Below are 12,970 nucleotides of genomic sequence, written 5' to 3'. Positions count from 1 at the left end.
ATCGAATTGGTGGCCACTAAACGGCGATACGTGTGGATTACACCGAGCCGACGTCGGTCACTCTGGGTTATCGTTGCGGCTGCCACGCTGACGGTGATGGCGGGGGCGATTCTCGGTCCAATCGTCCCACAGATTCAGTCTGAGCTGGGCGTCTCGGGGACCGCAGCTGGACTCATCATAACGACCCACGGCGGTGTGATTGTTCTTGCAAGCCCGCTGATGGGGACGCTAATCGACCGGGTAGGGCCACGGCGACCGTTCGTGGGCGGGCTCATCATCTACGGTCTCGGTGGCGGTGCAGGCCTGTTCGTCGATACATTCACCACGTTACTACTGTCACGGGTGGTCCTCGGGATTGGGACGGCAGCGGTCTACACCTCGATAACCGTGCTCATCTACAACCTATACGAGGGGCAGGCGATGGAACGTGCACTGGGGTATCGAAGCAGCGCCAACAGCGCCGGTGCCGCTGTCTGGCCCCTGGTCGGCGGTGCAGCAGGCACCATCGCCTGGAACCTGCCGTTCGGTGTCTATCTCGTTGCGCTTCCACTCGGGCTGGTAGCAGTCCTGACGATTCCGAAACCGGCCGAGAGTTCAGATTCGCTCGACGATTCGAAACCTGGGGAGAACACACCAGCGGGTCTGGGTGACCGCGTACGAGCGACGCTGGCCGTGTTCCAGCGTCAGCCACCGCTCGCACTCGTGTACGTGCTGTACTTCGGGGCCAACGTCTTTCTCTACGCAGTCGTCGTGTTCTATCCACAGTTGCTCTCGACAGTCGGGGTGACATCGTCGTTCGCAATCAGTCTCTATCTGGCCGCCAACGGCGCAGCAGGCGGTGTCTCAGCCGCTCTCTACGACCGTCTCCTCACCCGCGCCACCCGCACGTCACTGATCACTATCGCGTTCTTGTTCTGGCTACTTGGATTCGGTCTCGCGGTCGTCATGGAAACACCCATCGGCGCACTGCTCCCCGTCATCCTGCTCGGACTGGGAATCGGACTCGTGTTCCCCTCGACGTTTGCGCTGGTCGAACGGTTCGCACCAGCCGACAGACAAGGGCAGTTTAGCTCGTACATAGCCTCCTTCGGATACACTGGCCAGTTTGTCTCTCCACTGCTTTTCGGGCCGCTCGTCCCGCTGGTCGGGATTGCCGGCGTGTTCGGCGTCGCTGGCGGGATAGCTGGCCTCGCCGCGACTGGACTACTACTCTGGAAAGTTGGACAGATTCGGTGAGCAATCCAGGGGACAGCGCTGGATTTGAGAACTTACAGAACTATTCAATTTCCTGATATAAAGTTCTCTCTCGTATATGACGATATCGCGGAACAGGAGGCCGACTTTCTGGTGAGTGCAGCCGAGACAAACCTCCAGATGAGGGGCGCTGTCGCTGAAGCCCTTCGGAGTGCGGGTGGTGAATCGCACGCATCTGCGGCCCAATCGGAGAGCCCAGTTCCGCTTGGCGAGGTAGCGGTGACCGATGCCTGCGACCTCGATGCGGAGTACGTTATCCACGCAGCGGCTACACCGAGCCTCAGTAGTCAACAAGCCTCTGCAGCAAGCATACGAGGCGCGACGCGATCGACGTTATCCGCTGCTGACGAACTCGATGGGGCGTCACTCGTCATCCCAGTCATCGGTACTGAAACCGCTGGATTCGAATTCAAGGAAGGGACACATATTGTCTGTGAGGTCGTGAGGGAACACGATACGACTACCCTCGACGATGTCCGCATTATCACTAATAGTGAAAAGGAATTCAGCGGCCTCACACGGATTGCAGCGATGTTCTACCGGACTTGTCAAGACACAGATTTTTGAAAGTGTATAGTCGAAGCTAGCGTATGGAGTTCTCGGTTATCCAAGGTGATATCGCACAACAGGAGGCTGATGCGTTGGTCAACGCGGCCGGGACAAGTCTCAGAATGGGCAGTGGTGTCGCCGGCGCACTGCGACGCGCAACGAATGGGCCGATCAACGATGAAGCGATGTCGAAAGGGCCAGTAGAATTGGGAGAGGTCGCGGCCACTGATGCGTACGACCTGGCTGCCGACTATGTCATCCACGCGGCTGCGATGCCCCACTACGGGGACGGCCGAGCAACACCAGAGAGCATTCGGACCGCTACTCGGAACACGCTAGAACGGGCCGACGAACTGGAGTGTCGCTCGCTGGTCCTCCCAATTCTTGGGACTGGCGCCGCCGGGTTCGATTTCGAAACAGGGGCACGGCTCATCTGTGAGGAACTCTGGCAGTACGAGTCGACGTCGGTGACCGATATAGACGTGATTGCGTATTCTGCTGAAGAGTACGAGATAGTCACAGAAATCGCTGACCGGTTGCATTCGTAACAAGGCTATCAAGGAGAGGGTTCTCTATTCAGGAGGCTGAAAGTGATTCACCAGGGGTCGAGCAGCACGAGCGACGCTGGCCTCGATTATGCACTCACGACGTAGGGGGCCGAACAGGTCCACGAGGGATTTCTTTTCAGTTCCTCGACTGACCTCTACGTCCGGGAAGATAATATCCCGACGTGGCTCGACATCATCGAAGAGAACGGCTTGAACGGCGGTGGAAACCGGAGTTTCGAGCAACTGACGAACACGTCTTCTATAATGCACAGACAATCAACGATGTCACGACTGTCTCAGTCCCACAGCTGATCGTCGATCTCCTCGACGAGGATGGTCCTGCAGTTGAAGCCGCGAACCGGCTCATAGAGACTCATCATGGTGTGAACCATGAGTAACGCGGATTAGAGCCAATACGCCGAAGCCGTCGCGACACTCTCGGAGACAGAGCTTCAGGATGTTATTGCAGTAGCTGAACCTCCAACGTGTCTACTCGGTGGATTGGCCGTCCATCTACACGTCACCGACGGATTCCAGGAGGCACATGGCCGTCCATACATCGGTTCGCGAGATATTGACCTCGGCGTCCATATTGACTCGGAATGGTCGGAAGCAGAACTTGCAACAGCCCCAGTCGCGAGGGTTCTGCGGTGCTGTCCGTGGCGGGACTGAAAGGGGTCCGGCGCTGGCGCACGCTGTGGTCCCTGCAGCGACCCCGCTCCGAACGCAGCGAGGAGATGTCACTGAGCGGCTGCCAGCGCCGTGGGGCGTTCAGGATATAGTGGGCCAATACTAACATCGTCGTCGCACACCCCATCATCGAAGTGTAACTACTACTCTGGTCTGTTGTACTGGCTCTCACAGCTCTCCGACTGCCGATATCACACGGGACACCTACGGCGGAATAGGTCACTGAAAGAACTACCACACGGGCGTCAGTCGCGGTAGTAGAGTACGGCACCGACGCCGGCGAGGCAGACTCCAACGATAGCTATCGGGAGAAGCGGCAGGGACCCACCTTCGGTCGACTCACTCGCGGTCGTGGTCGGTGAGGACTGCCCAGTCGCAGTCGACGGGGCACCGGTGACCGTGTCGGTGCCCTCGACGGATTCAGTCGACTGCTGTTCGGTCTGAGTGTCGATGGGGGTCTGAGTGTCGACGGGGGTGGCAGTCGGCGTGGCTGTGGATGTCGGCGTCGAGGTTGTCCCATCGTCGCCGCCATCGCCACCATCGCTATCGTCCCCGTCGCCGCCATCGTCACCGCCGCCGCCATCGCCACCGTCGCCGCCATCGCCACCGCCGCCACCATTACCTTCATCCGTGGAGTCGGATTCGACCGTCAGCGTCCGCCCTTGGGTCTCCGTGACCGAGTATGAACTGCCGTTCTCGTCGCCCAGCGCCGAAACGGTGATCGACACGGCCACAGTCCCGGCAGTTTCCGACCGTACCGTCACGGTGGCGACTTGGACCCGTCCGCTGTCCAGCGTATCCATTCCCGTGGCCGAGAGGTCGGCCGACTTACCGCCCGCAGGCTGGTTCGCGTAGCTCGGGTTACCGCGGTACGTGATATTCTCGATAGTCGCCACGCTGCTATCGTTGACAGCTACCGTCGCATCGACCGACCCCACGCCACGACTAGCGTTGGCCACGACGACTTCGTAGTCCACTGTCGTCCCCGCCGAGACTCTTTCGTCGGTCGGCCCGAGGTCGACTGCCGTCGGCCCGGCGGCCGAGACGACACCGGCGCTCACCATCACCACTGTACACACCATCACGGCACCCATCAAATCTGTAACTGACCCTGACATGTCATCACGTCCATTTTGGACAGTATTAAATATCATGAAATAATCGTAAAATATAATACTAGCTAATGCCTAAGGATTCTACGCGGCAGCTTGACGGTATCGAACTCGTTGGCGACCAGGCCAGACCACTCTTGGCCGTGATTCTGACCGTGCTGCTCGTGACGAGTCCGGTCGCCGCGGCGATCCCGGTTGGCGCGTTCGCACAGGCCGGGAACACTGGCACCGGCGCTGGGAACTCAGGCACCGAGATGGCCGCCGGGAACAAGGCTGTGACGCCTGAACCTGTTGTGGGATCGGCGACACCGACGGACCCAAACGGTGACGGTCGCTTCGAGGACGTCAACGGCGACGGTCGCTTCGATGTCGTCGACAGCCAGGCGTTGCTCTCGCATTTCAACGATTCCACGGTCACTAACTACTCCTCTCTCTACGATTTCACCGGTGACGGCCGACTCGATATCAGCGACGTCCAGTGGCTCTACGTTAACGCCGTCGAACCGTCCGGCGACGACAGCGACGGTGACGGGCTGAATAACACCCGTGAAATTGCGCTGGGAACCAATGCCTTCGACAACGACACCGACAGCGACGGGATCGGCGACTGGAACGAGACCAATGGCGGCCAGCCCATCGACACTGACGGCGATGGCGTTATCGACGCCCGGGATGCCGACAGTGACGGCGACCGCATCCCAGATATCCGCGAAGGCGACATCGACACGGACGGCGACGGCACGCCGGACTACCGTGATTCGGACGACGACGGCGACACCATCCCCACCCAGACAGAGGCTCTAGACGGCCAGAACTACTCCCACGACGTCGACTTCGACGGCACACCGAACTGGCTCGACACCGACGCCGACGGCGACGGGACGCCCGACGGCGTCGAGGGAACGAACGACAGCGACGACGACGGGATGCCCGACTACCTCGACAACGACGCCGACAACGACGGGCTCCCCGACTTCTACGAGCGCAACGTCACCGGGACCGACCCGTACGACAACGACAGCGCCTCCAACGAGACGAACGTCATCGCCGCGGACAACGGCATCATCGACGGCATGGAGGACTTCGACGGGGACACGCTCGGGAACTACCGGGAGTATGCACTCGGGACAGATCCGCTGGCCAACGACACGGACGGCGACGGACTCGATGATGGGTTCGAGGCGCGCAACGAGCAGTTCGACCCGCTGTCGGCCGACACCGACGCTGATGGCACAGCTGACGGCGCCGGGGACCTCGACGGCGACGGACTGACTAACGCCGAGGAAGCCCGACGTGGCACCCTCGCCGACCGGCCTGACACCGACCTGGATTCGCTGACCGACAGCCGCGAGCTCGAACTGGGGACGGACCCGACCCTGCCTGACACGGACGCCGACGGGCTGGATGACGACGAAGAACTCGAACTCGGGACCGACCCCCTGGACAACGATACTGACGGTGACGGCGTTCTCGACGGCAACGAGACCTTCGAGACGACGATGGACAACGAGACGACTGGGGCTACCGTGACGCTCCGAACGAACGGATCGGCCGGCAACGTCACCATGGAAGCCAAGCCCGAGTTCTTCGAGAACACCACAGCGAGTGCCGGCCCGACCATACGGCTGGAGAACCGGACGGCATTCGAGAACGCAACGGTCGAACTGCCTGTCGACGCGTCGGTCCCCGAGTCCGAGTACCAGAATCACTCTATCTACACCTGGAACGGCTCCTCAAAGGATACCTGGAGCAAAGTCGAGACCACTATCGAAAACGGCACCGCGACAGCCACTGTCGAGCACTTCTCGTATTTCACCGTGCTGGACACCGACGAGTGGGTCAGCGCGACCAGCCTCGGCATCGGTGACCCTATCGACCTCAACGCCAGCGACTCGTTCCGGTGTCGCAACGCCTGTAACCTGACTACCAACGAGACGGTCGTGCTGGGCGGGGAACCGACCACGCGGAAAATCACCATCGAACAGGGCGATGATTCCTACGAGGTCGTCCCGCTGAGCAACGGCCAGACCATCGAGGATTTCTATAATTATGGGAATAACAGAGTGAATTCGGTGCTCCCGGTTTTCGAGGAGGACAAGAGTCAGTTGTTCTTCTGGTCGGGCCCGGAGGGATTGAGTCTCGTCCTGTTGCATGACCATCCGGATACTGACTCCGTTGGCGCAGTCACCATGGCGTTCGATGGGCTGCCGATAGATCAAGGACGATGGGTGGTCCGTGACGACCCGCCGGACTACGTCAACAGCACCTACATCAACTGGCACTGGAACCCCAAGCGCACCGACGGTGGTGCCTTCCGTGGCGGCCTCACGAACGAGAGTATCACTATCGAGCCGGCGTTCAACGACGCCTCTGACGTACCAGCGGGCGGCCCCGGCACCGTCGATGCCTGGCAAGCTCTCTCCGGCCGTGCGACCGACCCGAACAACGAGTCGCTGGTGATGGATGAGAAAATCACCATCCATGTTCCAGGCGATCCCGAAGAGAACGCGACGAACGCGACAACCGGTGACTCGGGTACGGCGAACGTCACGCACGACCTAGCCGCCGGCACTGACGACCTCGTAGTCGTCTACCAGACAGAGCAGACCGACGTCAACCCACAGGCGAGTGTGGACGTGACCGGCGCCGACGGCGGGACGGTCTCGAAAGACCTCGCCATCGGCACTGTCGGCACCGTTCAGACGGTTGTCAACGTCTCGACGCTCGCCCACGGCCCGGCCAACGTCAGCTTCTCGGCCGACGGCACCAATATGCGGGCCCAGGCTATCCCGCGGGAGACGTTCGACAGCGATGGGGACGGTATCCGCGACGTCGTCGAGAATCAGACCTGGACACTGCCGACAGGGCCCGGAACGACGTTTTCGACGGACCCGTACGACGCCGACACGGACGGTGACGGCATCCCAGATGGCCGGGAGGTCGTCTACAAGACGGAGGTCGTCAACGGCTCGCTGGAGACGAGTATCGCCGTCGCCAACTCGAACCCGGATGCGGTCAACAGCGACGGTGACGAACTCACCGACCCCGAGGAGTACCGCGGGTGGAACACTTATCTCGCGCGGTCGCCCTCAAGGGCCGAACGGTTCGTCAGCGCCCGTCAGAACGGTGGGAACGCCCTCGGCGTACTCAGGAAACTGAACGTCAGTTCGGACCCGCTGTCGGCCGACACCGACGGGGACGGACTCGAGGACCACGAGGAGCGCCGACTCGGGACTAGTCCGACCGCCGCCGACTCCGACCGCGACGGGAGCGACGACTACGACGAGGTCTCGAACGACTACGACCCGACCATCCACGACCACACGGCGCCGACTATCGAGCCGCTGGAGGTCTGGTCGGATGGGCGTGGGACGGAGTACAAGGTGACACTCAGCGTCTGGGACCAGAGCGGCGTCGACGACGTCGGTATCTACAAGAACGGTAGCTCGCAGCGCAGCGTCGACGGTGAGGGAAGAGGCGCGATGACGTTCACGCGGGACTTCAGTATCGAACGGACACCGGGCGGAACACTCGGCCAGGTCTTTTCGGGCCTCATATCGCCGACGACAGTCGACGTCGAAGTCGAAGACACCCACGGCAACGAGCGTCGGCAGGAAGTCAGCGGCCCGGATTCGTTCGGGAAGATGGCCGACGTCTACTCGCAAATCGGCATCAGGACCACCAAACAGAAATATATTTCTCGGCTGGGCTTTGCCTCGGGCGCCGGGACAGTGGCAGGTGAGACGGTCACCGGTATCGTCGAGCTGGCGACCGATCCTACGGGGTACGCCAACGAGATGAAAGAGCTCGGCATCATGATTGCGAACAACCCGGTCATCCTGACGAAGCTGCCCGAGATGATGTCCCGTCAGATACGGGACCAACACGAGACCCGCAACCCCTTCGACCGAGGTGAGCAGTACTACACGTCCTTCGGTGGGGGCTGGTCGCTGGGCTACGCCGCCGGGACGGTCGGGCCCGGGGCAGTTACGGGCGGTTCATCGAGCGTGCTCCAGCAAGGGTTGAGCAAATTCCCGAAACTGAAGCGGGTGCTGAGCACGCTCGATGGGGCTGACGTGCCCTCGGGAACGAGCCTGAGTACCGTCCGCCGGGCCGGGCAAATCGAGCGACGACTTCCCGACACTAACGTCAAGACAGGCCGGGTCGCGGACAAACTCGACGACATGCCGGGCGCGCGGCGGGAGCGCGTCTCCAATCAGTTCGACCAACTCGACAGCTCGACGAAAAACCACTTCGACTCGGTTGACGGAGAGTATAATCCCGCCAGCGAAGCGACCGACCTCTTCGAGAACACCGGCCCCAGTGGCCGGAGAGCGCTGAACGACCTCACCGACAGCGACGGCGAGGCCGCCGACGTGCTGCTGCAGATGGACGACGCCGCGACCCAGTGGCGCTTTACCAGAGCGTACGACAGCGGCGAGGTCGACAGTGACGAACTGGGGACGGCACTCAACCGGTACGATGAGTTGGATGCTGACGGGAAGCAGTTCGCCGACGAGGTCATTGAGCAGACCGGCACTGACGGGCCGGAGCTGATGTCGACCGATGTATGTAACAGCCCGTGCCACGGGACGATACGAGCGGTCTACGAGTACACGGACGAGGCCGATGGATTGAGTGACTCCCAAGCGCAGGACGTCCTGAAAGCGTATGACCAAGCTGACGAGGTATCGTACGGTCCGGCAACCAAAGGCGCCGGAAGCGTTCAGGAAACAGTTGACTCACTCAACAAAAACGGTGTAACGGGGGTCAAAGATATGCTCCGCCATGCACAGGGGAACACCAAGGGATACAAAGAGATAGCTGGTGAAACAGATGTCGCAAAGAAGGTGCTTGACGACAACAACGGTATCCAAGCTGACAATATTCATATGCAAAAGTCACTCCGAGATATTGAAAACGCACCAAACAGTAATACAGATATTGACGTTAAAGTAGATGGTGAGCTAGAGGTCAATGGAAAAAATCTGGATTCACCAGCTATTGAGTCTAAACATCTCAAAGTTGGAGATAAAAGTGATTTCATTATCAATAGGCGAGAAGTAAACCCACTTAAAAAGAAACTCAAATCACAGGTCTCAGAAGGAGAAGATACGCTCGTGGTTGTGACGACTGATGAGTATCGCGACCGACTTCGCGATATGGGTAAAATAAGCGAAATAAAAGACGAAGTGAAGTCGTCAAGTTCCGACAGCGAAGTGACGGTAGATTTTACTAGCTACAATGATTTAGAGGGATAGTATGTCCGATGGAGAGGTGATTCTCGGATTATACGAGCCGGCCCCATCCGAGCATCTCGTCGATTCGACAATCAATGCGTTCGAAATAGCAGGATTCGATGTCACCGAAGTGGAGGAGACAGTATCCGAAGGGTACGTTACTTTTGAGGTACCGTATGAAAATTGGACCATTTTGGTTGATATAAAAATGGATGGGACTACCGGGCCCGACGAACCAGCGGTTCATATGGGCCTCGGAGAGAAAATTTATCCGAGTGTATGGAACGACGCTGCGGCATATCACCGCGCGATGAGTGTATTGTTCGAACTTGTCTGCAGACTTGCGACGAAGCTTGACGCGGCGTATACGCCAGTTTTCGATTCTGAGGGACGTTCTATGTCTGTCGTTCCACGCGACCGTCCAATCGGTGATGCTGTTGAGTCCCCGCCGATACTCGGCGTGTATTCAGACGACGTCCTGGCCCAGTTCGGCGGTCTCAACGCGATGTTCGACTCGCCGCCGTGGTACACGGCGGAGCTTTCCGGTGGGAAGACCGTCGTCGTCGAATCCGAGGAACCGTGGGGCGGCTGGCGACCTCCGACGGATGCCGAATTCATCGAGAGCGCGTCGTTTCACCATGGGAGGGATACGTCGGAGTCGGGGCGACACGGACTGTCCGACCCGTTCGCAGCCTTCGATGTCGGTGATATCGGGGCCGACGTGTGTGTTCCCCGCGATGACATCTCCCAGGCGTTCCCGAACGAAGATATCGAACTCATCCACGTTCGTGTCGACGAGAACCGTGACCTCCGACGGATCGGCTCAGACCGGTTCGTCCGGAACATCGTCGACGAGGACCCGGGTAACGATATGACGTTCATCAAAGCGATGCTCGCGGACATTCCGGCCGACGCGACCGAGCACGACCCGATGGTGAGTGCGCTCCTCGACGGACGGATTCCACCGTCGTTCGTCCGACTCGACGACGCGGACGCTCAAAACGTCGTGACGAGAGTTATGGACCTCGGCACGACGGTGAGCAAGTTCGAACTCCTGCTTAGTCTCGGCCGCGTGACCCAGCAGGACGACTTTACGGCCGAGGACCTCGAATCGATGGAGGGCACACTGGACACACTCAACGAACTCGACGACGAAAATGTCGATCAGTACATCGAACAGAAGCTTCTGTGACGGCATAGACTCTGCAAGCGACTCGTAGTCGGCTCTGTACAACGGAACTGCCGCACTGACGATTCCTAGACGGGTCCTCGGGTCTCCTCTAGAGTGGGCTCAGCAAGTTCCTGAAGCGCATGCTGAACGCTCGCAAGGGAGCCGACGTTCCGACCGGAACAAGTCCGAGCACCGTCCGGCGGGCTGGAAAAATCGACCGACGACTCCCTGACACCAACGTCAAGACCGGCCAGATTGCTGGCAAACTTGACGAGATGCCCGGTGCACGACGGGAGCGCGTCTCGAACCAGTTCGACCAACTCGACGGCTCGACGAAAAACCATTTCAAGAACGTCGACGGGCGCTACAATCCCGCCAGCGAAGCGACCGATCTCTTCGAGAACACTGGCCCCAGTGGCCGGAGAGCGCTGAACGAACCCACCGACAGCGACGGCGAGGCCGCCGACGTGCTGTTGCGGATGGACGACGCCGCTACCCAGTGGCGGTTCACCAAAGCGTACGAGAGTGATGCGGTCGACAGTGACGAACTGGGGACGGCGCTGCGACGATACGACGGACTGGACAGCGATGGCAAAGCGGAGTATCGTCGATTCACCGAAACAACCGGTAATGACGGCGTTGGATTTGTCACCGATCTGAATTCCGACCAGGTGAGCGATTTCTTCGGATCGGCGTGTCGTCGAGCACCGTCGGTAGCCGCCCCGCCGAGATTCCGGAGTGATCGGCTACACTCCGTGGCACAGCACGACACACTGGCGCTGACCGCCGGTGGCTGTGCGGATGACCTTTCTGCACTAGCGAAACAGCGGTACTACAACAACATCGCCGACGCAGCGAGCGAAAACAGCGACATCAGTGCGAGTGAGATATTCGATCAAGTCGAGGATGTCAGCGATGCCGACCGACGAAGAACGCTGAAGCAACTGTTCGCTGACTCTGGCGAGGACGGGATTCGACTCGCCCGGGATATGGATTCGGGTACCAAGGAGGCGTTCCTCGATCTCGGAACAGACAACCAATTCGGTACATTCAATCGATTTGACGATTGGCGGAGTAACGTCGCAAAGTCAGGTGTTGATACCGCCGAAGCACGGAGATACACTGAACGAGTCGATCGCGCAGGCGACCACGAGAATATCGACGGTGCAGAGGAACTAGTGAAAGAAGTTGCGGACAATCCGACTCAGGTGCCTGGACAGAGCGGTGAAGCGGCCAGTGCACTTCGTTACGCAGATAATACGAACCGCGTCAAGATGGAACCGGGGAACGGCGAATACGACCTCGCTGTTACTCGTGGTGGCGACACCGAGTATGTTGAAGTGAAAACACGAACGCGTGACGATGTGACCGAAAACTGGGTCAGGGGAAAAATAACTGATATCAATGAGAAGTTCGAGAGTGCACAAGAAAACGGTCTTGATATCGGTGACCGCCCCAGTGACGGTGATAGTGTATTGGAACTGCGTGTCCCGGGTGACAGTAGCGACCTTGACGATGTGCGCTCAACTGTTCAAAATGCGATAGAGGACCGTAATACAGTGCATGCCGACGAGATACGCATCGTGACCGAAAGCGGAGCTACAGAGATAATCACCAATCCGAACCAATGACTCGAGAACGAGCCGTCCGTGTCTCTTCCGACAGCTGTGCCTGCTGGGAGTTGCAGGCACCGTCTGAAGCGAACACGATATCGGATAAGACAGCGGATATCGTCGAGACATGCCAACAGTTGTTTGGTGTCTTTGGAGAGTTCGTGACACCAATCGAACTGACCTACGAGAAACGCGTATACAAAACGGATCGTCCACTGGAATCGATAGAGTACGGAAGTGAGCCATCATCGAGTCACGAATTCAACATTGGTAACGAGCAGGGGCTCACCGCCGCCGACTTCCTCGAATCGACGGAAACCGACGGATCCGGTGTAGTGCTAATTCCGCAGATACGATTTGACAACAATAGATACGTTATTCGAATTGACGAAGATGATGTGTTGGTTAAGCGGACTAACTGTGTGAGGTATCACAAGGGGAAACCACGTGGTGAACCCAAGACACTGGACCCGCTCTCGATTGTGGTTAGCCTTCGGGAAGTGCCAGATGGTTCTGATGTCGATACAGACTATGCCCGGAGCGTCGCGATCCATCTCAGAAGTGATGTTTGGGTGAAGAACACAGAGGCTGGAAAGGTTAACAGAGCCTACCTCGGCGAGTTCCTCGAACAGGTTGCATCAGCGATCTCCGCAGAGGCCGTCTCTCGTGAAAGATACGACTATTCTGATTTCTGGTACGATCTTTCGCTCGGTACACCGGATGAGATTGGTTTTGACATGGAGTCCATCTACTGATTTAGTGGGCCAATCAAGACGCCGCCGACGTGCTGTTG

The 12,970-nt window shown here is 59.0% G+C and carries 8 protein-coding genes; 7 read left to right on the top strand and 1 reads right to left on the bottom strand.

Annotated elements, in window-relative coordinates; translation table 11 throughout:
- The first annotated feature begins 96 nt into the window (after positions 1-96).
- From NDI56_RS16785 to NDI56_RS16775, 3 genes are read left to right on the top strand one after another with little or no spacing between them, the layout of a single operon-like run.
- On the top strand, positions 97-1,236 hold the full coding sequence (locus tag NDI56_RS16785) for an MFS transporter (RefSeq protein WP_417936029.1): 1,140 nt from the start codon (positions 97-99) through the stop codon (positions 1,234-1,236).
- Positions 1,237-1,260: 24 nt separating this feature from the next.
- The gene (locus NDI56_RS16780) at positions 1,261-1,821 is read left to right on the top strand and encodes a macro domain-containing protein (protein ID WP_310920825.1); all 561 of its coding nucleotides are present in this window, start codon (positions 1,261-1,263) and stop codon (positions 1,819-1,821) included.
- A gap of 23 nt (positions 1,822-1,844) precedes the next feature.
- The gene (locus NDI56_RS16775; protein WP_310920824.1) at positions 1,845-2,351 is read left to right on the top strand and encodes a macro domain-containing protein; all 507 of its coding nucleotides are present in this window, start codon (positions 1,845-1,847) and stop codon (positions 2,349-2,351) included.
- A 935-nt stretch (positions 2,352-3,286) separates the two neighbouring features.
- Here the strand turns inward: NDI56_RS16775 and NDI56_RS16770 are convergent.
- Positions 3,287-4,159 carry a hypothetical protein gene (locus NDI56_RS16770; protein ID WP_310920823.1) on the bottom strand — a complete coding sequence of 291 codons (873 nt, stop codon included), beginning with the start codon at positions 4,157-4,159 and terminating at the stop codon, positions 3,287-3,289.
- A 65-nt stretch (positions 4,160-4,224) separates the two neighbouring features.
- Here NDI56_RS16770 and NDI56_RS16765 point away from each other — a divergent pair, with 65 nt between their 5' ends.
- The 4 genes from NDI56_RS16765 (at position 4,225) to NDI56_RS16750 (ending at position 12,932) form a co-directional block, all read left to right on the top strand.
- Positions 4,225-9,414, top strand: a complete 5,190-nt coding sequence (locus NDI56_RS16765) for a hypothetical protein (protein WP_310920822.1) — start codon at positions 4,225-4,227, stop codon at positions 9,412-9,414.
- Position 9,415: 1 nt separating this feature from the next.
- Positions 9,416-10,585: a hypothetical protein gene (locus NDI56_RS16760; protein WP_310920821.1), complete on the top strand. Its 1,170-nt coding sequence runs from the start codon at positions 9,416-9,418 to the stop codon at positions 10,583-10,585.
- Positions 10,586-10,704: 119 nt separating this feature from the next.
- Entirely contained in the window at positions 10,705-12,195 is a 1,491-nt protein-coding gene (locus tag NDI56_RS16755; protein WP_310920820.1) for a hypothetical protein, read from the top strand.
- A 143-nt stretch (positions 12,196-12,338) separates the two neighbouring features.
- The gene (locus tag NDI56_RS16750; protein WP_310920819.1) at positions 12,339-12,932 is read left to right on the top strand and encodes a hypothetical protein; all 594 of its coding nucleotides are present in this window, start codon (positions 12,339-12,341) and stop codon (positions 12,930-12,932) included.
- The last annotated feature ends 38 nt before the right edge of the window (positions 12,933-12,970 follow it).

The organism is Halomicroarcula saliterrae (genome assembly GCF_031624395.1).
Lineage (GTDB): Archaea > Halobacteriota > Halobacteria > Halobacteriales > Haloarculaceae > Haloarcula > Haloarcula saliterrae.
Note: the sequence above shows the minus strand (reverse complement) of the source record. Positions and strands in the feature narration are given on the sequence as shown.